Source organism: Vibrio sp. CyArs1 (assembly GCF_022432925.1).
GTDB classification, from domain to species: domain Bacteria; phylum Pseudomonadota; class Gammaproteobacteria; order Enterobacterales; family Vibrionaceae; genus Vibrio; species Vibrio mediterranei.
The window spans coordinates 453,938-478,197 of the sequence record NZ_JAKRBO010000003.1 but is presented as its reverse complement, the minus strand read 5'-3'; the positions used below and the strand labels follow the sequence as shown (position 1 = coordinate 478,197).

General features: G+C 44.2%; 25 protein-coding genes and 1 pseudogene. 14 read left to right on the top strand and 12 right to left on the bottom strand.

What is annotated here, in order from left to right; translation table 11 throughout:
• Positions 1-66 precede the first annotated feature (66 nt).
• Positions 67-1,020, top strand: coding sequence for a helix-turn-helix domain-containing protein (locus tag MMA19_RS12755; protein ID WP_124941815.1), 954 nt, complete (start codon positions 67-69; stop codon positions 1,018-1,020).
• A gap of 11 nt (positions 1,021-1,031) precedes the next feature.
• Here the strand turns inward: MMA19_RS12755 and MMA19_RS12750 are convergent, their stop codons facing one another.
• Positions 1,032-2,033: a LacI family DNA-binding transcriptional regulator gene (locus tag MMA19_RS12750; RefSeq protein WP_006069161.1), complete on the bottom strand. Its 1,002-nt coding sequence runs from the start codon at positions 2,031-2,033 to the stop codon at positions 1,032-1,034.
• Positions 2,034-2,275: 242 nt separating this feature from the next.
• On the opposite strand from MMA19_RS12750, the gene MMA19_RS12745 reads away from it, so the two are divergent.
• The 7 genes from MMA19_RS12745 (at position 2,276) to MMA19_RS12715 (ending at position 8,449) form a co-directional block, all read left to right on the top strand.
• A complete protein-coding gene (locus tag MMA19_RS12745; RefSeq protein ID WP_240206375.1) occupies positions 2,276-4,036 on the top strand; it encodes a class I mannose-6-phosphate isomerase in 1,761 nt (586 codons plus the stop codon).
• A 2-nt stretch (positions 4,037-4,038) separates the two neighbouring features.
• Positions 4,039-4,467, top strand: a complete 429-nt coding sequence (locus MMA19_RS12740) for a PTS fructose transporter subunit IIA (RefSeq protein ID WP_006069163.1) — start codon at positions 4,039-4,041, stop codon at positions 4,465-4,467.
• Between the two features lie 11 nt (positions 4,468-4,478).
• Positions 4,479-4,973, top strand: coding sequence for a PTS sugar transporter subunit IIB (locus tag MMA19_RS12735; RefSeq protein WP_006069164.1), 495 nt, complete (start codon positions 4,479-4,481; stop codon positions 4,971-4,973).
• Between the two features lie 80 nt (positions 4,974-5,053).
• Positions 5,054-5,857, top strand: coding sequence for a PTS sugar transporter subunit IIC (locus tag MMA19_RS12730; RefSeq protein ID WP_006069165.1), 804 nt, complete (start codon positions 5,054-5,056; stop codon positions 5,855-5,857).
• Positions 5,857-6,705: a PTS system mannose/fructose/sorbose family transporter subunit IID gene (locus MMA19_RS12725; RefSeq protein ID WP_006069166.1), complete on the top strand. Its 849-nt coding sequence runs from the start codon at positions 5,857-5,859 to the stop codon at positions 6,703-6,705. Before MMA19_RS12730 ends, MMA19_RS12725 begins: the two co-directional genes overlap by 1 nt.
• 51 nt (positions 6,706-6,756) lie before the next feature.
• Positions 6,757-7,878, top strand: a complete 1,122-nt coding sequence (locus MMA19_RS12720; protein ID WP_240206374.1) for an AGE family epimerase/isomerase — start codon at positions 6,757-6,759, stop codon at positions 7,876-7,878.
• 1 nt (position 7,879) lies between these two features.
• Positions 7,880-8,449: a glucose-6-phosphate isomerase family protein gene (locus MMA19_RS12715; protein ID WP_240206373.1), complete on the top strand. Its 570-nt coding sequence runs from the start codon at positions 7,880-7,882 to the stop codon at positions 8,447-8,449.
• Between the two features lie 37 nt (positions 8,450-8,486).
• Here the strand turns inward: MMA19_RS12715 and MMA19_RS12710 are convergent, their stop codons facing one another.
• Positions 8,487-9,134, bottom strand: coding sequence for a hypothetical protein (locus MMA19_RS12710; RefSeq protein WP_006069169.1), 648 nt, complete (start codon positions 9,132-9,134; stop codon positions 8,487-8,489).
• Between the two features lie 151 nt (positions 9,135-9,285).
• Positions 9,286-10,287: a 2-hydroxyacid dehydrogenase gene (locus tag MMA19_RS12705; RefSeq protein WP_240206372.1), complete on the bottom strand. Its 1,002-nt coding sequence runs from the start codon at positions 10,285-10,287 to the stop codon at positions 9,286-9,288.
• Between the two features lie 397 nt (positions 10,288-10,684).
• Here MMA19_RS12705 and MMA19_RS12700 point away from each other — a divergent pair, with 397 nt between their 5' ends.
• Positions 10,685-11,329, top strand: a complete 645-nt coding sequence (locus MMA19_RS12700; protein ID WP_240206435.1) for a flagellar brake protein — start codon at positions 10,685-10,687, stop codon at positions 11,327-11,329.
• A 46-nt stretch (positions 11,330-11,375) separates the two neighbouring features.
• Here MMA19_RS12700 and MMA19_RS12695 read toward each other — a convergent pair whose 3' ends face one another.
• The 4 genes from MMA19_RS12695 to MMA19_RS12680 all read right to left on the bottom strand — a co-directional run bounded on the left by MMA19_RS12695 (position 11,376) and on the right by MMA19_RS12680 (position 15,838).
• The gene (locus MMA19_RS12695; protein ID WP_240206371.1) at positions 11,376-13,736 is read right to left on the bottom strand and encodes an ATP-binding protein; all 2,361 of its coding nucleotides are present in this window, start codon (positions 13,734-13,736) and stop codon (positions 11,376-11,378) included.
• Positions 13,737-13,909: 173 nt separating this feature from the next.
• The gene (locus tag MMA19_RS12690; RefSeq protein WP_006069193.1) at positions 13,910-14,329 is read right to left on the bottom strand and encodes a universal stress protein; all 420 of its coding nucleotides are present in this window, start codon (positions 14,327-14,329) and stop codon (positions 13,910-13,912) included.
• A gap of 102 nt (positions 14,330-14,431) precedes the next feature.
• Positions 14,432-14,941, bottom strand: coding sequence for a YgjV family protein (locus MMA19_RS12685; protein WP_171393728.1), 510 nt, complete (start codon positions 14,939-14,941; stop codon positions 14,432-14,434).
• 96 nt (positions 14,942-15,037) lie between these two features.
• On the bottom strand, positions 15,038-15,838 hold the full coding sequence (locus tag MMA19_RS12680; RefSeq protein ID WP_050798561.1) for a helix-turn-helix transcriptional regulator: 801 nt from the start codon (positions 15,836-15,838) through the stop codon (positions 15,038-15,040).
• Positions 15,839-16,115: 277 nt separating this feature from the next.
• Here MMA19_RS12680 and MMA19_RS12675 point away from each other — a divergent pair, with 277 nt between their 5' ends.
• On the top strand, positions 16,116-17,024 hold the full coding sequence (locus MMA19_RS12675; RefSeq protein ID WP_240206370.1) for a hypothetical protein: 909 nt from the start codon (positions 16,116-16,118) through the stop codon (positions 17,022-17,024).
• An 8-nt stretch (positions 17,025-17,032) separates the two neighbouring features.
• Complete coding sequence (locus MMA19_RS12670) at positions 17,033-17,560, top strand: GNAT family N-acetyltransferase (protein ID WP_162174938.1); 528 nt, start codon at positions 17,033-17,035, stop codon at positions 17,558-17,560.
• Between the two features lie 28 nt (positions 17,561-17,588).
• On the opposite strand, the gene MMA19_RS12665 is transcribed toward MMA19_RS12670, so the two are convergent.
• Complete coding sequence (locus MMA19_RS12665; protein ID WP_240206369.1) at positions 17,589-18,518, bottom strand: SRPBCC family protein; 930 nt, start codon at positions 18,516-18,518, stop codon at positions 17,589-17,591.
• 167 nt (positions 18,519-18,685) lie between these two features.
• Between MMA19_RS12665 and MMA19_RS12660 the strand changes: the two genes are divergently transcribed.
• Positions 18,686-19,174: a fasciclin domain-containing protein gene (locus MMA19_RS12660; protein WP_240206368.1), complete on the top strand. Its 489-nt coding sequence runs from the start codon at positions 18,686-18,688 to the stop codon at positions 19,172-19,174.
• 74 nt (positions 19,175-19,248) lie between these two features.
• Here the strand turns inward: MMA19_RS12660 and MMA19_RS12655 are convergent, their stop codons facing one another.
• The 3 genes from MMA19_RS12655 to MMA19_RS12645 form a co-directional block, all read right to left on the bottom strand.
• Complete coding sequence (locus MMA19_RS12655) at positions 19,249-19,824, bottom strand: hypothetical protein (protein ID WP_240206367.1); 576 nt, start codon at positions 19,822-19,824, stop codon at positions 19,249-19,251.
• 89 nt (positions 19,825-19,913) lie between these two features.
• A complete protein-coding gene (locus MMA19_RS12650; RefSeq protein WP_062455814.1) occupies positions 19,914-20,633 on the bottom strand; it encodes a lipid-binding SYLF domain-containing protein in 720 nt (239 codons plus the stop codon).
• Between the two features lie 98 nt (positions 20,634-20,731).
• Entirely contained in the window at positions 20,732-21,313 is a 582-nt protein-coding gene (locus MMA19_RS12645; protein ID WP_006069202.1) for a methyltransferase domain-containing protein, read from the bottom strand.
• 180 nt (positions 21,314-21,493) lie between these two features.
• On the opposite strand from MMA19_RS12645, the gene MMA19_RS12640 reads away from it, so the two are divergent.
• Together MMA19_RS12640 and MMA19_RS12635 are read left to right on the top strand one after the other, a co-directional pair.
• Positions 21,494-22,372 (top strand): LysR family transcriptional regulator, encoded by an 879-nt coding sequence (locus MMA19_RS12640; protein WP_038221630.1) that lies wholly within the window; start codon positions 21,494-21,496, stop codon positions 22,370-22,372.
• Between the two features lie 177 nt (positions 22,373-22,549).
• Positions 22,550-23,176: pseudogene (locus MMA19_RS12635) on the top strand (cation transporter); the annotation flags it as partial.
• Positions 23,177-23,252: 76 nt separating this feature from the next.
• Here MMA19_RS12635 and yddG read toward each other — a convergent pair.
• Complete coding sequence (gene yddG / locus MMA19_RS12630) at positions 23,253-24,167, bottom strand: aromatic amino acid DMT transporter YddG (RefSeq protein ID WP_240206366.1); 915 nt, start codon at positions 24,165-24,167, stop codon at positions 23,253-23,255.
• Between the last annotated feature and the right edge of the window lie 93 nt (positions 24,168-24,260).

The window sequence follows — 24,260 nt, the reverse complement described above, 5'->3', positions numbered from 1 at the left end:
AGCTAAAGCGTGTGCAATACTGTCCCAAGGGACATCTAACGCTCATATCGGGTCACAACAAATAAAATGAGTCAATACACAGTCGCCTTAGTGGCACTTAACAATATTAGTGCATTTCATCTGTCGGTACCTTGCTTGGTATTTCAAGATGTCTTTGTAGAACAGCAACCGCTTTTTGAGTTGATGATCTGCAGTGAAAGTAGCAACCACATTTCACTCAGTACTGGATTTCAAGCTTCTGTCAGTCACGACTTGTCCGCGCTCGATAAAGCGGACATTATCATTGTCCCCAGTTGGCCTAATTCACTTCCCGAACCAAGTGAGACCTTACTAAAACGGTTACGAGTGAACTATCAACGAGGTGCCACCATCGTTGGTCTTTGTTTAGGCGCTTATGCCCTAGCAAAAGCTGGCTTATTAGATGGTAAACGCGCAACGACCCATTGGGGATTCCAACAGATTTTCATCGACGCTTTTCCACGAGTCGATATAGATTGTGAGCCCCTTTTTATCGAACAGGATAGAATCATCACATCAGCCGGAACAGCAGCCTCGCTTGACTGCTGCTTGCATATTGTTCGCTCTTTGTGCGGGAGCGATATTGCATCAAACCTTGCTCGTATGATGGTGACAGCTCCGTTTCGGAGTGGTGGGCAACTACAGTACATTCCTAATCCGATCACCAAGCAACCTGACAAACCGACCAGCTTTGGCCACGTTATTGGTGAAATCGAGCAACACCTTGCCGAACATTATGATTTAGACAGTGTTGCACAGCGCTGCGCAATGAGTCGTCGCACATTTACACGACAATTTAAAGCGGCTTACGGCTGTACTTTTGGAGAATGGTTACTAAACAAAAGACTCGCTCTCAGCCAGCAACTACTAGAGTCAACCCACTATACAGTGGCGACCACTGCCGAACTTTCTGGGTTTGGCTCAGAAAGTGTGTTTCGTAAGCACTTCAAAGCAGCGTTTAACACCTCACCGAGCCAATGGCGCGCGACCTTCCAAGGTTAACGTACCTTATGTTAACCACATGAGCTTCTGACCACCAACTTGGGCGGGAACACCACGCTTTTGTATGGCTGTTTGTCGCCCTCCATGCGAGACAGAATGATCTCTCCCGCCGCACGGCCAATTTCTCGTGCTGAGACAGAGATGGAAGTCAGCGCTGGATTGGTATCCGCGGATTCTGCTACGTCATCAAAACCTACAACCGCGATGTCTTTGCCCACGGTTTTACCGAGATCTTTTATGGCTCGCATTACGCCAAAAGCAACAATGTCTTGGTAGCCAATAATAGCGGTAATTTCAGGGTGCTGATCCAGTAACTCCCTCGTTACCTTAGCACCCTCAGAACGACTTGCTGAACAGCTTCGAATGTATCGTTCATTGAACGGGATGCCATGTTCCATCAACTTCGACATATAACCCCCAAGACGATGGGAACGCGTCTTCGAGATCTCCAGTCCACCAACGAACGCAATATGCTTGTGACCTTTTTTGATAAGGTGCTCGGTTGCCAACTGCAAGCCCATAAAGTTATTGGTACCAACGAAATCAAATTGATCTTCTCCAATAGGTCGAACAGCCAACACTATTGGGAAACCACGACTTTGTACTGTCTCCAAGAAGTCCAAATTAGTTTCCATCGCAGGACACATTACTACACCACCAGCGTTCTGGCTCAACAATGAATCAATGAACTTGCTTTGACGCTCAACGCTCTCTTCAGCATTAGCGAGAAACAGTAGCGAATCTTGCTCTTCAAGATAATGGCTAAGTCCTGCGATCATTTCAGAGAAAAAAGGGTTGGTAATATCAGGTGTGACGAGCCCGACTAGATTACTACGCTTATGTCGCAAGTTAGCCGCTGCTTGATTGTAAACATAACCAAGCTCCTTAACCGCCTCTAAAACCCGCTCACGAGTAGTCGCCGAGATTCGTCCTTTGTTAGTCAATACCATGGACACAGTCGCGGTGGAAACACCGCAATGCTTAGCCACGTCCGCAATGGTTGCTTTGGCCATGTTGAACTCCAGTAAATGAAATTAGCACCAGTTATAGCGACTTTCTTTTCTGATTAAAACAAGGTTAATCGATTAACCCAATCAGCTGTCATTTATCGTCATGATTATGTGATTAACTACAAAATTGCCTCGCCAATTATTGGTTAACAACTGCTAAATGAGTGGTTAAACGTGTTAACCAGTTTGTTAGTTGATTAACTGAGTGATTAGACTGTAGTCAAATGATTAACTCAAGGTGATGTATGAAGTACCTATCTGGTCAATCCAATTATGACAAGTTTCCAAATGTAGAAGTGAAGGGCTTTGACCAAGCTGCCGTTCGCGGTTGGGACAGTATCGTTGACACAATTGAACAACGCATTCAGGGCCAAGATAAACATATTTTGGTGATCGACACCTATCATGGTGTCAATCACAATGAACTCCTCGACCAGCTTGTAGCACCGCTCTCCCCCGCTCTTGTGGTGTCAATGGACGATGCGAAATACTCCGAAGAACACATCTTCGCCATGCTAGAACGCAACATTACCGATGACCGAGTATTTGGCGTCATTGCACCACACAAGCTGGACGAGTTTTTTGATAGCGAGAAGCTACAAGGCTTGAAACAAACTGTTAGTAATGCTGATTCAGGTTTGATCGTTGTTATTGGTCATGGAGCTAGACTGGTAGCTGATGGTGATACCTTTGTTTACGCCGATTTAGCCCGTTGGGAAATTCAGCAACGCTTCCGCCGTGGAGAGCTTGGCAACTGGGGAGCAGAAAACTACAACGAAGACGTCCTGCGTAAATACAAGCGTTCATTCTTTATTGAATGGCGTGTCTTCGACCGATATAAAACTAAGCTGCTGTCAGATGTGGATTTTCTATTAGACACCAACACCGCTTTTGACCCTAAAATGGTCTCTGGCACAGCGTTCAACGCAGGCTTACAGCAAGCAACAACTCAACCATTTAGACTGGTACCTTTCTTTGACCCTGGCGTCTGGGGCGGTCAATGGATGAAAGAAGTCTGCGACCTCGACCAAGACAAGCCTAACTATGCATGGTGTTTTGACTGCGTCCCTGAGGAAAACAGCCTACTGCTTAAGTACGGCGACGTTGTTGTCGAAATTCCATCGCAAGATTTGGTATTAACGCAACCGCGCGCTCTATTAGGCGACAGTGTCCATGCTCGCTTTGGCGCCGAGTTCCCGATTCGATTCGACTTCCTCGATACCATGCAAGGTCAGCATCTAAGTCTGCAAGTACACCCTCTAACAGAATACATTCAGAACGAGTTTGGGATGCACTATACCCAAGACGAGAGCTATTACATGTTAGACGCTGGAGAAAAAGCCAGTGTGTACCTTGGCACTAAGTCTGGCATCAACCCAGATGAAATGATGGATGATTTATATGCAGCGCAGCGCGGCGAAAAGTCATTCGATGATGAGCGCTTTATCAATCAATTCCCAGCGAAAAAGCACGACCATTTCTTAATCCCCGCGGGCACTATTCACTGCTCAGGCTCCGATTCTATGGTGCTTGAAATCAGTGCAACCCCATACATCTTCACTTTCAAACTGTGGGATTGGGATCGTCTAGGGCTTGATGGCCTACCACGACCAGTACATTTGGATCACGGTAAAGAAGTCATTCAATGGGAACGAAACACGGAATGGTGTCAGGAGCATCTAGTTAACGCCATTACGCCAATCGCAGAAGGTGAAGGCTGGAGAGAAGAAAAAACGGGCCTGCATGAGCGTGAGTTTATCGAGACCCGACGCCACTGGTTCAGCAAACCCGTTCTTCATAAAACTGAGGGAACCGTCAATGTTCTGAACTTAGTAGAAGGTAAAGAGGCAATTATCTTGAGTCCAGACAATAAATTTGAGCCATTTGTTGTTCATTATGCCGAAACCTTCGTTATCCCAGCTCACATAGACGCTTATGTCATCCAACCATATGGCGAAAGCGAAGGACAAGAAATTGCCACTATTAAAGCGTTCGTAAGAGGTTAATCATGCTCCATTTTATCGTAGCCAGTCATGGCCCATTAGCCACTGCACTTATCAGCAGTGCCAACATGGTATTTGGCGAACTTAGTAACACGACTGCGATCTGTCTCACCGAAGAGGGAGGCATCGAGCAATTTAAACGAGATTTCCACCGTGAAATCACTGCGATAGCGCCCAATGTCGACGGCATTGTTGTGCTATGCGATTTGGAATGCGGCACGCCTTACAACGTTGCTTGCACTTACGCATTCAACCCAGATTTCAATCCAAAGGTTGAAGTCGTTACAGGGGTGAATTTCCCAACACTTTTAATGACGGCAGACTTTGTTGAAGAGATGGACGCTTCATACGTTGCAACGACCTTGCAGCAAGAAGCGCTAAAAACGGTTGTCGTTGCCAAGCCAGTAGAGCTGGCACAAGAAGACGATTTTTAAGGAGAAACACTATGGCTATTTCATTTGTGCGTATCGACGACCGCGTTATTCATGGACAGTTAATGACTCGTTGGGCGAAAGAACTTCCTTGTGATGGCATCGTAGCCATTGACGATGCTGTTGCAGCTGACCCATTGCTATCACAAGTCATGAAAGGCGCTGTAACCGACGTTAAAGTTTGGCTATTTGACACAGCGACCGCCGTCAGCAAGCTACCGAAGGTGATCGCCAGCGACAAGAAGTATTTCGTCATCGCGAAATCTCCAGTCACGCTGCGCCGTATTCGCGAAGCGGGTATTAGCCTTGAAAATCTCAATAACAAAATCAACGTTGGCCCAATGAGTGCTAGAGAAGGCACAACGACAATTGGCGGCAACCAATGCGTCAACCAAGAAGAAATCTCTGCATTTAACTACCTCTCAGAAGACGGTCACCACATCGACTTCAGATTGGTTCCTGATGCCAGTTCCTACACCTGGCAAGATGCACTGCAAAAACTGAAATAACAACAAGACAACCTCCACTTTTGACGTGACTTTTCGCGGCAAAAGTGGAGCGACTAATACGTGAGCTAAAGGATGACATTATGTTTATAGAAGCAGTATTTATCGGGATACTTTGCTATCTCGGTGCCCTCTCCACCCCCTGGTTACTTGGATTAACAGGTGGTTGGTACACCATCACTCGACCACTGGTGTCCGGTATGTTGGTGGGTATCATCTTAGGTGATATTCAAACTGGCATCATGGTTGGTGTGGCAGTACAAGCCGTTTACATCGCAATGGTAACACCTGGCGGCTCTATGCCAGCCGACCTTAATTTTGTCGCCTACCCTGCTGTCGCGCTGGGCATCATGTCAGGACAGGGCGTGGAAGTCGCTGTTGCTATCGCCGCGACTATCGGTATCGCTGGAACCATCATTTTCAACTTTATGATGGTCATTAACTCTTACTGGAACCATAAAGCGGACTTAGCCATAGAAGCCGGTGATGAGAAAGGCGTGTACATGAACTCCGCCATTTATCCGCAGGTCACCAACTTCTTAATGCGCTTTATTCCGACCTTTATTGCGGTTTACTTCGGTAACCAATACATCGAAGGGTTTATGGCTAGCCTCCCGGATATGGTGATTAACACTATGACGGTTCTAGGTGGCATCTTACCTGCTGTTGGTATCGCAATTCTGTTAAAGCAGATTATCAAAGAGTCTACGATGCTGATTTATTTCTTAGTCGGTTTCGTTGGCATCGTATTCCTAAACCTCAACATGGTGGGTTTGGTAATGATTGGCGCACTATTCGCTCTACTTCATTACAACTACAAACCAGAACCACAAACAGCTAACGCTGCGCCAGTTCAACAGGCTGATGATGACGAGGATGAATTCTAATGACTGTACAACACAACAAAATTGGTACTGAGATCGAACCAAAGGTCGCACTCGACAAAAAAGATCTTAAGAAATGCTGGCGTGCATGGATGATGTACAACCTATCATCGATGAGTTTTGAACGCTTGGAATCGTTTGGCTTCTGTCTCGGTATGATGCCTGCTTTGAAAAAGCTCTATCCGAATCAAGAAGACCGAAAAGAAGCGATGAAACGCCATGCTTCCTTCTACAACACCGAACCGCAGTTGGGCGCCATCATCAATGGTATGGCTGTGGGTATGGAAGAGAAGAAAGCCAACGGCGAGCCTATTGACGGTGAGACCATCAATACACTCAAAGTCGGTTTGATGGGACCAGTTGCCGGTATTGGCGATTCCATGATTCCGGGTATGTTAGTACCTATCTTACTCAGTATTGGTATGGCACTAGCCGCTGGCGGTAGCATGCTAGGCCCGATCTTCTACATCGTGGCATTCAACGCCATCGCTATCATCGGCTCTTACCAGCTGTTTATGAAAGGCTACAAGATGGGTGCAGGCTCCGTTGAGATGCTTGTCAGCCACCGTTCAACCAAGATCCGTGAAGCGTTGTCGCTATTAGGTGTCTTTGTCATGGGCGGTGTTGCAGCCAGTTACGTCAACCTAGGCACTGGTCTTGAATTTGCCACCAAAGACGGCGTCGACATTAACGTACAAATGATGCTTGATGGAATCTTCCCCAAACTACTACCACTAGTTGTCGTTTTAGGCACGTGGTTTGCGATGGCGAAAAAAGGTCTTAGCCCAGTAAAAGCAATGCTTTCATTAGTGGTTATCTCTTTCATCGGTGTCGCTATCGGTCTCTTCTAATTTTTCAATACTTAGGGCACTCGTTGAGTGCCCTATTCTTTGGAGCAAACCATGGACTCCCTAACCTTTCAAATTGCTCGTTGTCAACACTGGCTCACGCAGCATGCCCTACCTCGGTGGCAAAAAGCGCAATCCAGTCAAAACGGGATTTTTGCCGAAGGCTTACTTTCCGACGGACAAGAGTTTAGTGACAGTTTACTTAGATTTCGCGTTCAACCACGTCAGGTTTACGTCTTCGCGCATGCCTCTGAGCTCAATCTAATCGACGGTCGCAACCAAGTTTTAGCGGCCATTGAACAAGGATTTGCACACTTTGGCTCACCATCATCCGGTTATCGTTTCGCACTTTGCAAAAGCAGTGAGAGTGAGGCGATTAACCTATATGAACAAGCTTTCGCCCTTCTTGGGTTTGCTTGGCATTACAAACTAGCAGCGGATGAGAGTGCACTAGCCTCAATGGAAGCCATTTACCAATACATCTCAACGCACCTTTGGGATACAGAACAAGGTGGTTTCTTTCTGACTGAAGGCAACGCGGTCAACAAAGGGCAAAACCCCCACATGCATTTGTTCGAAGCGTTAATGGTCAGCTATGAGCATACCGACAACCCCATTTGGCTAGAGCGAGCAACACAAATCTATCAGTTGTTCCAAACTCATTTTATGCAAAATGACCATTTAGCCGAGTTCTTTCAGGCCGATTTCTCACTTGACATGGAAACAGGTACCCATATTGACCCTGGTCATCATTATGAATGGATCTGGTTACTCAATCATTATCAGAAACTGACTGGCGTTGAAGTCCAAAAGACCATCGACGTGTTGTACCACTTTGCACAGCAATATGGACACAACGACAATGATCTTGTTAGAGACGAGATATACGCCAACGGCAAGCCGTTGCGCTCAACATCACGCCTTTGGTGTCAAACCGAATACTTAAAAGCCTGTATTGCACTTTGGGAAAGAGATCCTAGCGAAACTCGCAGAGCCGCAGTCAGTCAAGCAGTGGAACACATCTTCGTTCATTACTTGAATCCAGCGTTGCCAGGGTTATGGGTCGATCAAGTAGATAGCACGGGTGAGCCGATAAATGAACACTCTCCAGCGAGCAGTTTTTATCATCTATTTCTAGCCTTTTCTGAATTACTCAAAATCGCCAATAAGGATTAACATGCATTTATCTATTCCTCCTAGCATCAATTACTTAACTGGTCATATTGATGCAGAAAACGTCATCTGCAAAGAAACTACACTTGGCTCACTTGAAGGTGTATTTGCTGACGAAAGCCAACGTGCCGCAAGTGCACAGGACCAAATCATCTACCAAGTGGAAATGCTACCTGCCCAGCATGCAGAAGGAGAACTAAACTTTGGTGTTTCGCATATTGAACCCGGTTCTGTAGGTGATGAGTTCCACATGACGAGAGGTCACATCCACCAACGTAAAGAGCAAGCAGAGTTCTATTTCGGCTCGCAGGGTGAGGGTTTATTACTCATGCAAACAGAACAAGGAGAGGTGTCGATTGAGAAAGTATTCCCAGGCAGCGTGCATCATATTCCAGGCTTTGTCGCCCACCGATTGATCAATACGGGTAACACGCGATTATCTGCGCTTGCAGTTTGGCCTGCTATCGCAGGGCATAACTACGATTTTCTAAATGAGGTGGGGTTTAAAGTACGGGTACTAAAAAGTAATGACGGATACCAAATAGTTTCTGAGGAAGAGCAGCAAACCGTTTAACGATAGTGCAAATCCCTTGCACTCATCATTGTTGGTATTACACGTTATCTTCAACCACATAACCCGCATACTCGCGCCACTCAGGAATATCACGAGGGTCACCGAACTGACGGAAGAATCGGACTGAACTTTGTGGCGCTTTGCAATCAAGTTGATCTTGGCAGAAATTCGTCAGCTTATAATGGCTTTGATATCCCTCTGCCCATGCATCATACGCAAGGTGTGATTGTTTCCAGAAAACGTGGTCAACTTGACCTTTTGTCGCAAGGAATGGGTAACTTGGCTTTACCTGCTGCGTAGCGTAGACCGCGTGCCCAATAAGATTGAGTAACTTAGAAATACAATCGGCACCAATGTCTTCGATAGTCAGCGTCTTAATTTTATCAATGTCGTCTCCAACGATAGAGGCAACACGATTAATAATGAACTCCATATCAATAAGTGGTTGAAGCTCATAAGCAAGCCAATTAAGACGTTCGCCTATTTCATCTAAATATTCCTGACGCGTAAACTGTCCTTCTCTTACTGCTTTCGCATACTGTGCAACATTAGGGTTTTTACGAGCCAAATATTCCTGAAGTTCCGGATAGTCGGTCAATGAAGCATGGTTTTTTGAAAGGACTTCTAGCAGAGCTTCCTGGTTCACTAATAGCTTACCTAACTCATTTTTGGCGTTTTCGTTCATTTTCAATCTCACTTATGATTCGTTGATTATCTTATGGCCGCAATCATACGTTTTCAATCTCTTTTCAGTCTAATTCTATAGCTTTAGTAAAGAGTAGTAATAGAAAAACAAAGCCCAGCATACACTGTTGCTGGGCTTAGGTATGCGAGCATTAACTAAGTTCGATGAGTTCGTTATTAGAAGATGAACCCGAGAAGAACGCTTGGATGTTGTTCAATGTGGTATCAGCGATATTGTCCAGCGCTTCATGGGTTAAGAAGGCTTGGTGGCCAGTAAATAGCACATTGTGACAGGCTGACAGGCGTCTAAATACGTCATCAACGATGACATCATTAGACTTATCTTGGAAGAACAGATCTTTTTCGTTGTCGTAAACATCCAGACCAAGTGAACCTATCTTGCCAGACTTCAATGCTTCGATAGCCGCAGAGGAATCCAACAATTCGCCTCTGCTGGTATTAATGATCATAACCCCATCCTTCATCAAGCTAAACGCCTGCTCATTGAGTAGGTGGTAGTTGTCTTTCGTCATAGGGCAGTGCAGAGAAATAATATCACTGGTACGGAATAACTCTTCCTTACTACAGTAGGTTGCTCCTAATTCTAACGCTTGTGGGTTTTCGTAAGGATCGAAACACACCAACTTCATACCAAATCCTTTGAGGATTCGCATGGTCGCTACACCGATTTTTCCAGTGCCGACAATTCCTGCTGTTTTACCGTGGAGATTAAAACCCACTAAGCCGTCTAATGAGAAATTGGCGTCACGTGTGCGCTGATAAGCCTTGTGAAAGCGACGGTTTAGACACATCATCAAACCTACGGCGTGCTCCGCCACGGCCTCTGGTGAGTAAGCTGGAACACGAACTACCTGCAAACCTAACGCTTTTGCCGCGTCTAAATCCACTTTATCGAACCCAGCACAACGCATCGCAATAAGTTTTACCCCCTCTTGTTGGAGCTTAACCAGCACTTGCTCCGATAGGTCATCATTGACAAAAGCGCACACCACATCACATCCAGCTGCCATCTTGGCCGTTTTTTCGGTCAACCTGAAATCATGAAAATGCATTTCATTGCCAAAGCGTTGGTTCACATTTGAAAATGATTCCTGGTCGTAAGATTTAGAGCTGAAAAAAGCAATCGAAGTCATACTCACTCTCCCATCGATTATTGTATATCGGTTAGCATACGCCGACTTTTAAGCAATTACACATGACAAAAAGTATGGTTAAACTGTTGATGAATTAATAAGTTATGGCTGTAACGTCTATAAAACTCATCAATTTTCTAATACCTCTATCATTTGAATCCCCAACTTAGTTTTAAAATTGACAACTAAGTCAATATTTTGACTCTTCGATAAGTTTTTTGATTGCATATCACTGCTTGAGATCCTAGTATTTCGCGAACACCATTCCAAAAAATAATAGGTGTGAAGTAACAAATGTCAGGAATAACAGGCAGTGACGCAAACAAATAATAAAAAAACACTCTCCAACACAACTCAAAAAAGTACACAAACACTAAATAGTACGGATGCTTTAGCCATGATAGAGCATGGCGGGGATGTGACGCTTACAGTGACCACTCCCGTTGGCACCTCATTTCGTAGTGCGACTAAATTCATTGGTGCTCACTCCGATCATCGCATTCTGTTAGAAATCCCCAATATCGATGAAAGTGACCTTAAGTACTTTTTTCAAGAAGGCTTTTGGTTAATCGTTCGTGCTATCTCTCAACGTGGAGAAGGTGGGGTGGTTCAATTCCGTTCTCAACTGCTACATATAGTTGATGAGCCGCTATCACTGCTCATTTTATCGATTCCCCAATCCATGCAGGTGACCAACCTCCGCAAAGAGCCGCGATATGAGGTCAATTTGGGTGCACGTCTTTATACTGGTGATACACAAGTTCGTTGTGAACTTCGTGACATGTCAAAAAGTGGATGTCGATTTATCTTACCAGCCTTAGGGAAGAGCTTGACTGTTGGACAGGAAGTCGCCCTCAAAGTAGCTTCGGGTGGAGACAAAGACCGCTTCTTTCCTGCGCTCTCAGGATTAATTTGTAATCAGCAAAAGTCTAGCCACTACACTGGTTACGGAATAAAGTTTGATGAAGAGGGCGAGAAAAACGCAAAAGAGTTGCTCTCTCATCTAAAATTCGATGGTACTAAACTCAAACTACGCGCATAAAAAAGCCAAGTGATAACACTTGGCTTTCCCTTTAATAATGGCCTAACTACTTTCTAAGTGCATTGAGCCTTGCTTGCGCGATGCCATAAACGGTATCTATAGGATAACTGCCTTCCAATGACGGTGTACCCGCCTCTTTCCCGGTAAACAGTTCTATCGCTTCTGTTACATGATCAATCGCCCAAATGTTAAATTCACCTTTATCAACCGCTTTCACAATATCAGGTCTTAGCATTAGGTTATGAACATTTGAGCGAGGGATAATGACACCTTGTTCAGAGGTTCTACCTTTAATGGCACAAACATCGAAGAAGCCTTCTATTTTCTCATTCACACCACCAATTGGTTGAGATTCACCGAACTGGTTCATCGACCCGGTGATAGCGATGTCTTGTCGATTTGCCTGTCCTGAAAACGCCGACACTACCGCACAAAACTCAGCCATACTCGCACTATCACCATCAACACCACCATACGACTGCTCAAAGGTGATGGTAGTGGTAAGCGGGACTTTAGCAGTCTTACCAAATACCGAAGACAAGTACGCCGTTAAGATCATTACCCCTTTGGAGTGAATACTGCCACCCAAATCCACGCTGCGTTCAATGTCGATAACATCACCATCGCCGTAAGAGGTCGTCGCGGTAATACGATTAGGTGCGCCAAACATGTGGTCGCTGGTTGTCAGAACCGAAAGCGCGTTCACTTGCCCAATGGCCGAACCTTGGGTATGAATTAGCGTTGTGCCATTCACAAACCCTTCCATCACATTATCTTGTAAGCGATTGACTCTCATCTGTTGGTATTCCAACGCCTGTTCAACGTGCCCAGCTCGGATCAAATTGGATTTGGCATTACGAGCCACATAGTTTGATTCTCGCAATAGGTTCGCTATGTGCGCTGAATGCAATGACAATTTATTTTGATCACCTGATAAACGAGAGCTGTGCTCGATAATACGAGCTATCGCTTTACGGTCACAATGCAACATGTTGTTGTCATGAATGATACTGGAGATAAAGCGGGCATAATGTAGCTCGGAGTCCGCGCTGCGCGGCATCTCATCTTCGAAATCAGCGGTCACTTTAAACAACTCGCTAAATTCCGGATCGTAGTGTTGCAACAATTGGTAGGTACGATAATCACCAAACAAGATGATCTTAACGTCAAGAGGAATTGGCTGCGGATCAAGCGAAACCGTACCGGTCAGAGTTACTTCTTTCTCTAATGACGTAAAACTTAATTGTCGTGAACGCAAAGCACGCTTCAAACCATCCCAGACATAAGGCTGTTCTAGTACTTTTACCGCATCCATTAACAATACGCCGCCATTCGCACGATGCAAGCTGCCAGCTCGAATCAAGGAGAAGTCGGTAAATACTGTGCCTTTGTAGGTCGCCGTCTCGATATAGCCGAATAACGAGTGATAATTCGGGTTTTCTTCCACAATGATAGGAAAGTCGGAACAAGACTGCTTAACAATCAAGTTTACCTTGTAGCGACGAGGGAACTTTTTATCAAGGGAGGCAGACGCGATTTCGCCCTGCTCACTGCCCTCTTCTAAGAAAATATCAACGTTTTCACAGATGTCCTTTTGCAACTCTGTAAAGTACTTCTTGATTTCCGTGTAACCGTTGTACTCTTTCTTAAGCTTTTTAATCAGATGGCTGATAACACCAAGCGTCACTTCTTCATTAAGCTTTTGAATATTGTCAGTATAGGTTTCTTCCCAGTCGGTTAGCTCACGAGCCATTCCACGTAGGCTTACTTCCAACTCATCGATCGTTAAACCAAAGCGCTCCTGCTCATCATCCGGCAATTCTGCAAAACTCTCTTCTGTATGCAGTTCCTCTTCGTTCATTGCCACAAATTGGTAGTCACCTTGAGGCGTAATGGTCAGGCTAATACCTTTCTCTTTAGCCTCTTCACTGAGTTTTTGTAACTCTACTTGCTGTTTCTTAGCGAGATCATTTTTCAGCTTATCGGCACGACCAAAGTAAAGTTCATTGTCGAACGCCATAGGTATGGCTTTTACTAGCTTGAGGATAAGTTTTTCAACATCTTTTTTTAGCCTCTCGCCGACACCGCATGGCAACTTCAAGACTTTAGGCGTTCGAGTATCGGCAAAGTTAGCCACATAACACCAGTCATAGAGGTCACTGCTGTCATGAGGATGGCGACTTAAATAACGTAAGATCATCGTACGTTTGCCAAGACCATTCTGGCCAATAGCGTAGATGTTGTAGCCTTTCTCTTTAATTGACATCGCAAACTCAACCGCTTTCTGAGCGCGTTCTTGTCCGACGATTTCATCAATTGGTGGAAGTTCTTTGGTGGATTTACAAGGCAGTTTTTCCAGTTCTGCTGCGTGGTATAGCTGTTTTGTTTCTAATCGTTGGATCGCCATAACCAGCTCCTTATCATTTCCTTCTTCACTTCAGTTTAGCCGAATTGGCTTTACAATTTAGTGACTTAGTAAGAAATTACGTTTAAGTGGTCAGTTTTTAGACAAAGCAGTAGCTTGTAGTAGAGGTGAAAAGTGCCAGAGTAAGGGTATACTCTGGCACGCAGACAAGATGTTTAGCCAATAAACAGTAAGTCCATGGAGTTGTGCTTTCGAAGTTCAGATTCAGCGCCGGAAATCGCAGAGAAAAAGCTGTGCTCTTTACCAAACACAACTAGGTTCGCGTTCAATTCCTCAATCAGTTTAAGTAAGTGTTTCGTCACATTCCCTTCCGACATATGGATAGCACGAATGGGATAACTCGTTCCCTTGGCAAGCGCCATAAGCTCTTCAAACTTACGAAACTGTTCGGAGTCATGAAAAGACGCTAACTCGACTTCAAGATCATTGAAGCTGTTATTGCCGATTCCTGGCTCAACATAAACAACATGTAAATCGGCGTTGTTTTGCTCTGCAATAACACCAGCTTTCACCAATAATCGGTGAGAGCGCTCGTCAGCTGGGTCAAGCGCTAGAAGAATAGTTTGATAAAGCATGGTTTCGTCCCGTTAAGATACCTACCTATAATTTCGGTCTTAACACGATAAAACTCAAGATATTAGTGAATTAATTCCAGCAAGCTAAGTTTACATATTCGCTCAAGTTTCTTTGCTAGGCTGACATTCCAGACGATATAAACGATACACGGTGGTCGATAACACGATGGCATTAAATGTGTCGTTTAGCATCCCACCATAAGAACCTACTATCACCGCGTTAACCAGCCAAATGAGTGTGCAAAGCAAAAACGCCAATCGCATTTTTAAACCATGCCCAAGAAATAGTGCCCAGCAACTCAACGATGACGCCAGCCAAGGTAGAAGATCCTTCGCCTCCGAGTAATAGGTGATGGTCATTACGGTTTGGATAGCCAAAAATAACCAAAACATAGGCGCGCCTTTAAACCTCAGAGAGACAAACGCACGCACTGAATTGATCAATAGATTAATGGCAGCAACTACTGCTCCCATAAAGAAATAATGGGTTGAAAACAACAAACAAGAACAACAAATGAGGGCTCGCATTCTATTATCGTTGACTGTACTCCCAGCTAACAGGTTGACGCCAAACGCCATAAAGCCTAATGCTTGTATTAGTTCACTGCTCACTTAGCTCTCGTTGATTATTTTCGGTAAAGCACCATTATGTCACTTGTCTTGAAACGGTATTGTGATTAACAGCTAGGCGTTATCCATTCCTTACATTTAAAACGGCCCAACTCCTTTTTGTTGCAAATAACGCAGACATCTGAAGTTACTATTGGTGTGCAGATTTGGTTCGGAAAGCGGGTTATTAAGTAGTTGAGTGCTGTGACCTCGATAGAAACTTACGTTGCCATTTTGTTCCGTTTTTTCCAAATAGATATCTCGCAAAAAACACTCAAGACTAGATGCATGAACCACCACATGAAGCTCGCAACCAATGCAAAGTTCTAGAAGAGTTTTTGTTAGACGAATACGAACATCTTCAGCCAGAGCCCCGTAACTGGCAAGGGAAAATACCCCGTTTTCAATGGAGAAGATCGCATGCCCAATAATTGCGCCACCGTGCAATAGCCGCAGCACCTGAGGCCGCTGAATATTCATCTTATTCAAAACATGCTCAAGAGGTAACGAAAATATTTTTGAGTGACCCTGAGAGATAAGTTGCTTGCTAGTGTCGTCCAACATGTCCCAATGCGTTACTACCTGTTTATCAACGGTAAAATTATAAAGGCACTGCTGGGCTAATAGATTATCTTTATTTTTAAGTGCTTTTGAAATAATCGCAGTTTCAGATTCTTCATAAACATAATCTTTAGAGAAAAAACTTGCGATACCAATTCGTCTTAATAGAGAAGGCTCAACATTACCTCTTTCCCAGTGACTAATCATACTCTGGCTAACATTCTGATATAGCTTATGAGAGGTAGACAATTGATCAGTTAACTCTGTTTGGGATAATTTACATTGCTTTCTGAAATAACGCATCGCCTCGGAAAATGTTTGGCGGCTAAACGAATTCATATAACCTCGAATTATTATTAGATTTATTAGTAACGGATAAAACTTACACTAAGCCGTAGTCATCAAACGAAGTTTACAGCTAACTACTCAAGTCTTTTCTTATTCGTTTTGTTCGTCACCGTAATGCGTTGGTTAGCGAACCTTTACACCCAATAACCTTTCAACAGGAAGCAGACAAAAAAAACTTTTCTACCCTAGCATTTAACCTATCGTTTACTCCTAAAATCACATCAGTTATGTTGTTTGTTATGCAAGATTGATGTAATGGGTTTAATACATGGAAAAGTTTATGGCGGCATCTAAGTTCGCCTTTTCGATTGCTTTGATTGTGATGGCAGCGTCCATCTATAACTTTACGCAGGAAGCGAGACAACTCAGACTCGAACTTCCTACGCTATTAGCACAAGTTGACTCGACCGCTCAGAAAATCACCCCGGTCATTCAAGAAATAAAAAATATTCAAGAAATTGTGCCTCAGATTCTGGCTCAAAGTGAAGAGTACCAGAGACTTATTCCAGAAGTTCTAAAACGAATCGATGATGTCAATCAGCAGGTTCCGGTTATTGTCAATGAAGTCGCTCAAGTGCGTGAAGCCATTCCACCCATTCTCGGTGAAACGCAAAAATGGCGCCAGTCTGTACCCGATATTTTGGCAGAGGTGGACAAAACCAATACAACGGTTCGTCAAACCAACCAGCAAATCGCGGCGACAAATAAACAAATTCCACTCATTTTGTCTGAGAGTGCGGCTCTTAGAAAAGAAGTACCTGATATTCTTACGCAAGCAGAAGGCCTTGTTCAGCAAGCAGAGCAGGCAGGAAGAGAGGCGAGTAAAGGTGCAGTCTCCGGAGTCATTGGCGGTATTTTAAGCTCCCCTTTTCAATTGGTTGATAAAATAACCGAAGTGTCTGCTGATACGTTCGGGCTAAAAGAGAGCGACAGCTACACCAAGAAAGATAAAGAACTTCATAAAGAGGCAGTCGAAGCCTTAGTTAAGAATCCAAAATCAGGCAAATCGAAGACATGGAGTAACCGTTCCTCCGGTAATTCGGGCGTTGTTAGTATTCAATCAATGAAGGACTCGAGTGAATCGCGCTGTTTCACCATACTGAGTCGACTCACCATTGCCTCTGGCCCAGATAAAGGCACACACAGCGTAACAACAGATAAATGTATAAAACTCTAGGAAGTATCGTGACAGACATTAAATACATACTTGATGACAACGTAGACGACACCATCAACCAACAGTTGATCGCTTTATTAAGTCGCTGTTTTACCAAGCCCAGCGATGAGCGTTTTAAGGTGCAACGCTACTACAATGAGATGCCACAACATCGTTGGTATATTAAGTCACCATCGGAAGACGCCATTATTGCTCATCTAGCGGTACATGAGAAAACAGTTCGTATAGGCTCACAGCAAGCCTTGATTGGCGGTGTTGCTGAGGTGTGCGTGCATCCGGATTATCGAGGTCATGGGTATGTGAAGTTGTTGTTGAAACAGGCTCATAACTGGATGGCGCAGCAAGGCTATGTCTATTCAGTATTATTTGGTAGAGATGAAGTGTATAGCTCTAGTGGCTATGAACGCGTCACTAACCTTTACTTAGTTGGAGAAGAAATTCCACCACGTGCAACTTCAGTCTCCGCCATGGTCACCCCACTTACAGATAAAAAGTGGCCGCACTTCAAAGTTGAACTCAAAGGTTTAGCGTTTTAGTTCTCGAAAAATCTCGGCATAGTTATGCTTAACGCTTAAACAAGATAACCTCTGTCACTAACTCGTTTGCGGTTACTTGTTCAGGATTATTGAGGTAACGCTCGATACCTAATGGCTTACGCTTCACTTTGACTTTATGATGCCGTGAAGCGTTCATTGCCATCGACCACGCATTGCCAAGGAAGTGATACTCTCCAGTGTGCTTAACGACATATGTGTCACAAGCCTTTATCTGGCCACTTACAAATGGTTCTGGGACGCTCAATTGACGTTCTATTGGGACGCAGGTGATAAATTCAAAAAACTGAGTCTCCATTTTCATACTTTGATAATAACTAAAGGGTGCGCCGGTTGCTGGAAGCTGCTTTTCGTCGATGAGTACAGAAAGCTTTTCAATATGCTCTCGCATAATCGGACCTATTTCGTTTATCGTCCCACTCCCACGTAAGCCAATGTAATTTACATTATCTTGTTGCCGCTCCCCAACTAGTAAAAGCTCAGAGTTGACTTGCCCGATTTCCAGTTTGGCTTTGAGCATTTTCAAGCCTCGATCATAATCCATACCTATCATGGTTTTGAAAAGACCTTTGAGAAAAAACAGATACCAGGGTACTTGACTTGACATCGTCCAGCGAACTTCGCTTCTTGCCCCCATTTGGACAGCTTGAAACGAAACGTGTGCCTCCGATTTGAACGGTTTGAAAAAGTGTAAATGCATCTCTAATTGATGTGACGTTCGCTTCATCAGAGTCATTTCGCCTGAGCCCACTAAGTCGCCATGCCAACTGTACCCGTCACCAATATTTCCCTGCTCTCCTCGATAATCTAACTTACACTCGGGCTCCATAATGAGCCAAGGTGACCATTCAGGCCAATTTCTATAGTCCGCTAAAAACTCAATTACGTGATCTGCGGTGGACTCTATGTCGATTCGTTTCTCTACGGTGTAGTTCAACATGGCTAAGGAGATCCTATCTTTTTTATCAATAGTTTAGTCACGATTTATGCAATATGCGAACTCAGCAATTAAGAGGTTTAACAGAAACTTGAAACGGTTTTAGTGATCGATAGAAAACTCAACACGTAACAGAGCTCTGCCTATATGAACAAACAAGGAACGCTACTATGAAACACCTTATATCTCGTGTGATCACCTTTTTTTCTGTGCTTCTATTTTCGTTTTCGGCTAGTGCAGGACATCATGGAAAGGACATTGTCGACGTCGCCTCTGAAAATGGCTCGTTCACTACTCTCGTTGCTGCGGTTCAAGCAGCAGGATTAGTCGATACACTCAAAGGCCCCGGTCCATTCACTGTCTTCGCTCCAACCGACGAAGCCTTTGCTAAATTGCCAGCAGGTACGGTTGAAGGTTTGTTAAAGCCAGAAAACAAAGACAAGTTAGTCGCGATACTCACTTATCATGTCGTTCCTGGTAAAGTAATGGCAGCTGACGTCATGGGGCTCGACAAGGCAACTACCGTTCAAGGGCAAGACATCATGATTACTAAGAAGGATGGTAAAGTAATGGTAGATAATGCAACGGTTGTTGCTACCGACGTGCTGGCGAAGAATGGTGTAATTCACGTCATAGATACGGTAATCATGCCGAAATAAACTCAGGATAATTTTGAGTAGGTGGCCAAGACAACGACCACCTACTTCTGGCTACCTCTCAACAAATCAGTGCGCTAATTGGCTCTAGAAGGAATTAAATTGAGCATTGACGTAATGATTCTTTCCATTTCATGTTGCTGATTTGGGTCATCAATGCGCCCCTCAGTAGGCCCCTGCGCCAACACTCGCCAACGTGGGAAATCGCCAACTGGGGCAAAAGCAGCGACGTAGACACTGCCTTTCTCACCTTCCTCACCAGGTTTTGCCTGCACCTTAATACCGGTAGATATTTGGGTCGATTCAAAGATCTCTTGATCGTTCATACCAGATTCCGTCGCAATTCCGAAATCCATGAACATATTAGGACGTTGAGAAGAGGAAACTTGAACATAACCCTTGTCGGCAAGCTCTTTATCAATAAGATCTTTAATAACTTTGAGATACTTTTCGCCATCAACATTATCCGATACTCTCGCCACAGCAGAGTCTGGTCTCCACGCGTAAGTTGCAACACCTTGTGTTGGCAGGAAAGAGAAATCGCCAGTGGTAGCAATACCATAGGATAAATTGGGTTGCGGTGAGATAGTAGTGGTTGTACAACCAACAAGTGCTAATCCAGCAATCAGTAATAGGGATAGTTTCTTCGTCATCTCGTCACTCTTCTATTAGCCTTTCCGTTACAATACTAAATGACTCTATAAAGAATGACACCGTTTTTCATACATTAACGATGAGTTTTCTACTCAAATACAGCGCGATACGAGATACCTTCCAATCGCTTTCTCAGGCTTTGTGCCGTACCTTGGTTATCGTCAAAGTTGGAGAGTACGCGCTCTAAATCAAAACCCTCCCCATAATAGGCCTTGTTAAGTTCATCATTTAAGGACAGTTGAAACGTATCAATACTGCCACCAAAATAAAGCCCTTTGTTTTCAGATACCATCATGGCACTGATTCCACTCGTTCCACCAATCACTTTGCCACTGACACCTTTACCAACAGTCAGGTCTGCCGTTCCCCCTAATTTGACTGGCTGATGCTGTAATGTGGACAGCACATCATTTGAAAGCACAACACCTACGCCGCTGAGAGACTGAGCTCCGGCCAAAAGCCCAAACATAAAGCTGTTGAAATTGATAAAAACAGGCTGACTCCAATGGTGTGCTTGTCTGGTCATTAATATGCCCTGACCTCTTTGCATGCCTAGTAAAAAACCGCCTTGTCCACCGGAAGGGAAAATCACGATGGCTTTAGCAACACCAGTGAGATTTTTAACCGAGTCCCAATGAGATGTTGAGTCGAACTGGTCAATTTTCTCAGCAGAATCAACAATGATAGCGTGGGCTTGACGAGAAGATTTGTTATCTGATGATTCAATAGCATATGCCCTAGCCGGTAGCACCAAAGCTAACAGGGCGAAGGAAAGTAACATTGATAGAGTGCGATGAGTTAACGACATATAAGCAAACCCAAGTAGAAATATGGATGCGAATTGTAGCAAAAAAAAGGTGACGCCAATGGCATCACCTATTTAAAATTCAGATACGTTAAACGTAATTACTTATGAGCGACTGCCATCAGCACTTTTCGCACACCTTTGCCAGTATCGATTTCAAATGGTGTCGTAACGTCAACTTTATCAAAACCGGCATTAAGCAACGTGTCTTTTGCTCGCTTCAGTGTCAAACCATAATCTTGGTTGTCTGTCTCTGCCACCCAATCCCAATGAACAAATAAACCGTATTCATCAAGCAGCGTATAAATGATATTAACCGTTTCTTGAAGGTTATCTAAAAAGCCGCATACCGAAGACGCAACGACCAGATCAAACTGATTGCGAAATGCTGGGTGCTGAGCAACCAAACCGCGAGTCAAAAGATCAACGACCGGCTCAACGTTTTCCAAGCCTTTTTTGTCTAACTCTTCGATCATCGCTTCAGAGCCATCCAATGCCACAATCTCTTTCGTCTCAGGAGACATCAATTGGCTTAAAAGACCCGTTCCACAGCCAAAGTCTAATACCGATTTACGCTTAAGTGACGTGAGTTCAGTTAACTCTTTGAAGCAGGCTTGTGCAAAGGTTGCCGTCGCTTCGTTGTTTTCCCATGTCGCGGCGTACTCATCCCACTCGTTAGACATAGTTCACTCCATTATTTCTACTAGTACCACGATATCTCAGGCACCAAACTTTAATCCTTAATAACTAGGCATAGATTAAACCAGAACACCAATCAATTCCTAGTGTTATCTTCGTATTCTTTGGCACACATGCTATGATTTTTGTTCCGTTAAGTAACAGGTAGTTTCACCGCTATGTCGATAAATCTTTCTCAAATAGAGGCATTTTGTGCAGTGGCCGACACTGGTTCAGTCTCTGAGGCTGCAAGAGTCCTAGACTGCAACAGAACGAAACTTAGCATGGCAATCAAAGCACTAGAGAAAGATCTCGATACCGAACTATTTGTGCGTACGGGCAACAACGTCTCTTTGTCTGAGACGGGTAAAGCGATCTACAAAGACTGTGAGAATTTACTGATTACTTCGGCGCGCATTCGTCAAACCTGTGCGCAAGTCTCTGGCGATTTTGCCACCGAGTTACGCATTGCCCATGATGACTCACTGCCAGACACCTTGTGGCGTGATTTCTCAATCCACTTAAATCAGCAGTTTCCTGCCATCTCTTTCAATGTGGTTCTAGTTTCTTCAGGAGACCTAGCCGACATTGTTGAGAAGAAACAGGTAGATTTCGCGTTTGGTGTTGATTTCGAGCGCGTTGAAAACCCTCGTTTGGCCTATCAGCCATTGGGTAAAATCCGCATGATGTCAGTATGTCGTTCGGATAATAAGCTTTCCAAGCTGCCTCGAGTCTCTGATGAAGTTCTACGCGACTCTATGCAGGTTTCCCTCGCTTACCTCAATCATCGCGATAACCCAGAACTATTGCCTTTCTCACTAAAGTACATTGGGTTTTCTAGCTTTGAATTTATGTTGAAAACGATCCTGTCCGAGGGAGCTTGGGGTGTACTGCCAGAGCCGCTGATAAGACAGCACCTAAGAGAGCAAGAACTCTCAGTCATCAAACACACTTATGGTCTAACACAAGAAGATTATTGCATGTTCACTTCAGCAGGTATGTCCGAACACCCCGCGATGATTTGGCTTGCAGACCAAGTCAGTGAATACTTGTTTGCTTTCTAAACCAAGTACCATCAGTGAGCGTCAACATTTCTGACACCAGAAAAGCGTTCTAATATATTGATTTTCATAAAATTAATTCACACCATTAGATTTTCAAGTCATGTTTAGCAAACTTTTGTTTGAAAGATAACCAGCCTAGCTCAACAATGGATACAGATTTTAAAGAAGGTAAATCGTATGTATCCCAATAATCCACATAATGAGTCAAAAACTCTGACAGTATCAGCCATTATTGCAACAGGCTTTGCTATCGCAGGACTTGTTGTCGGTGTGGTGATGGGCTCATTAGTTATCGCTTTTGATGGTGTGTACTCATTAGTCAGCCTACTGTTAACTTTATTGTCGCTGGTTGCTGCGACACAGTTGAAAAAGCCAAACAGCACACTTGCCAAATACGGCCGCACGACAGTTGAAGGTACCGTGATCGCCATTAAAGCTTCTGTAATTCTACTGATTGTATTGGCGTCGTTGTATTCCGCAGTAACAGCAATGTTTGGTGGTGGCCGTCCAGTAGATACCTCTATTGCAACCATATTTGGACTGTTTAACGTTATCGGATGTGCGCTTTCATGGTGGTATATCGCTAAGAAAAACGTAGCACTTAACTCAAACCTTATTGATGCTGAAACAAAACAATGGCAAATGGACACCATGTTAAGTGTCGCTGTAATGACGGGCTTCATTGCAGCTTGGGTACTAGAGCAATCCCCATTCGCTGCATACAGCGTCTATGCTGACCCAATGATGATGATTTTGATCTCAGCGTATTTTATTAAGGTGCCTGCCGTCATGTTAAAGGACGCATGTGAACAGCTTTCTAGCCCACAAAGTAAGCAAGTATCAACGTCTAACGCTTAACTCAAATTCAATATAGCTTTAATTAAGCCGGAGCATTTTCATGCTCTGGCTTCTCTTTGGTGGCCCAATAACACACAAGTGACCCTATCGTTACTAATGCCACGCCTTGCCAAAATGAAGCGCCTAGAGCAACCGATAAATAGAATGAAGAGAAGATCGTCGAAAATACTGGCGTAAAGTAAGAGAAGGTCGCAAGAAGCACCATATTTCCGCCAATGATAGCTTGATTCCACAGTGCATAACCCGCTCCCATGACTACACCTGATATCAATAATGTTGATACAGATGAGAGCGTAAATGTCATTCCACTTTCAGAGCTGAATGCATATTGAATCCACAGGGTGATGGCTGTCGCGGCGAAAAATAATACTATGGCATTCTTCCCATTACTCATTTTCGGAGTGATATTACAGTAAAATGCCCAAATAAACGCCGCACTAAATGCCATAAAATAGGTAATCGGATTCGTCGCAATATTTGCTGCAAGTACAGACAACGCTAGACCAGAGTCCCCCGAAATACACCATGCGACGCCAACAAAAGCCACCAATACACTTGGATACACCAGAGCACTGACTTTGCGTTTAGTCGATACAACGGCAAGCAATACCGTTAGGGCTGGCCACAGATAGTTGATCACCGCCATTTCCATCGCTTGATGACGGTCATTTGCCATTCCTAGCGCGAGAGCCAAGAAGATTTCGTAGCTTACAAAAAGTGCCCCACCTAGTAACAGATATTTGCGATTGAAGTCTGATAACTTAGGACCCCCCATCACCATAGCAAGTGAAATGGTACTCACAGTGTACAGCATTGCTGCCCCACCAATTGGCCCAAACAACTCGGCAATATTACGAGTCAATGCCATTAACGTGCTCCACAATAATATTGCAGCAACTCCAAACAGCGTGTATTTGTTTGAACCAAGTCCAGCCATAATCTCTCCTTAAATAATGGCAGTTAATTTTCTATAAACTGATATCAGCAATTGCTATGCAACTGAGCGGGTTTCTATTAACCTTAGATTGAT

What these genes read in the sequence shown, in the direction of transcription:
- MMA19_RS12720 (WP_240206374.1), top strand. Translation starts at nt 6,757, where the DNA reads ATGGACTCCCTAACCTTTCAAATTGCTCGTTGTCAACACTGGCTCACG.
- MMA19_RS12665 (WP_240206369.1), bottom strand. Translation starts at nt 18,518, where the DNA reads ATGTTGAACTACACCGTAGAGAAACGAATCGACATAGAGTCCACCGCA.
- MMA19_RS12755 (WP_124941815.1), top strand. Translation starts at nt 67, where the DNA reads ATGAGTCAATACACAGTCGCCTTAGTGGCACTTAACAATATTAGTGCA.
- MMA19_RS12700 (WP_240206435.1), top strand. Translation starts at nt 10,685, where the DNA reads ATGATAGAGCATGGCGGGGATGTGACGCTTACAGTGACCACTCCCGTT.
- MMA19_RS12695 (WP_240206371.1), bottom strand. Translation starts at nt 13,736, where the DNA reads ATGGCGATCCAACGATTAGAAACAAAACAGCTATACCACGCAGCAGAA.
- MMA19_RS12725 (WP_006069166.1), top strand. Translation starts at nt 5,857, where the DNA reads ATGACTGTACAACACAACAAAATTGGTACTGAGATCGAACCAAAGGTC.
- MMA19_RS12710 (WP_006069169.1), bottom strand. Translation starts at nt 9,134, where the DNA reads ATGAACGAAAACGCCAAAAATGAGTTAGGTAAGCTATTAGTGAACCAG.
- MMA19_RS12645 (WP_006069202.1), bottom strand. Translation starts at nt 21,313, where the DNA reads ATGTCTAACGAGTGGGATGAGTACGCCGCGACATGGGAAAACAACGAA.
- yddG (WP_240206366.1), bottom strand. Translation starts at nt 24,167, where the DNA reads ATGGCTGGACTTGGTTCAAACAAATACACGCTGTTTGGAGTTGCTGCA.
- MMA19_RS12730 (WP_006069165.1), top strand. Translation starts at nt 5,054, where the DNA reads ATGTTTATAGAAGCAGTATTTATCGGGATACTTTGCTATCTCGGTGCC.
- MMA19_RS12735 (WP_006069164.1), top strand. Translation starts at nt 4,479, where the DNA reads ATGGCTATTTCATTTGTGCGTATCGACGACCGCGTTATTCATGGACAG.
- MMA19_RS12680 (WP_050798561.1), bottom strand. Translation starts at nt 15,838, where the DNA reads ATGAATTCGTTTAGCCGCCAAACATTTTCCGAGGCGATGCGTTATTTC.
- MMA19_RS12655 (WP_240206367.1), bottom strand. Translation starts at nt 19,824, where the DNA reads ATGACGAAGAAACTATCCCTATTACTGATTGCTGGATTAGCACTTGTT.
- MMA19_RS12740 (WP_006069163.1), top strand. Translation starts at nt 4,039, where the DNA reads ATGCTCCATTTTATCGTAGCCAGTCATGGCCCATTAGCCACTGCACTT.
- MMA19_RS12750 (WP_006069161.1), bottom strand. Translation starts at nt 2,033, where the DNA reads ATGGCCAAAGCAACCATTGCGGACGTGGCTAAGCATTGCGGTGTTTCC.
- MMA19_RS12650 (WP_062455814.1), bottom strand. Translation starts at nt 20,633, where the DNA reads ATGTCGTTAACTCATCGCACTCTATCAATGTTACTTTCCTTCGCCCTG.
- MMA19_RS12715 (WP_240206373.1), top strand. Translation starts at nt 7,880, where the DNA reads ATGCATTTATCTATTCCTCCTAGCATCAATTACTTAACTGGTCATATT.
- MMA19_RS12705 (WP_240206372.1), bottom strand. Translation starts at nt 10,287, where the DNA reads ATGACTTCGATTGCTTTTTTCAGCTCTAAATCTTACGACCAGGAATCA.
- MMA19_RS12675 (WP_240206370.1), top strand. Translation starts at nt 16,116, where the DNA reads ATGGAAAAGTTTATGGCGGCATCTAAGTTCGCCTTTTCGATTGCTTTG.
- MMA19_RS12690 (WP_006069193.1), bottom strand. Translation starts at nt 14,329, where the DNA reads ATGCTTTATCAAACTATTCTTCTAGCGCTTGACCCAGCTGACGAGCGC.
- MMA19_RS12745 (WP_240206375.1), top strand. Translation starts at nt 2,276, where the DNA reads ATGAAGTACCTATCTGGTCAATCCAATTATGACAAGTTTCCAAATGTA.
- MMA19_RS12660 (WP_240206368.1), top strand. Translation starts at nt 18,686, where the DNA reads ATGAAACACCTTATATCTCGTGTGATCACCTTTTTTTCTGTGCTTCTA.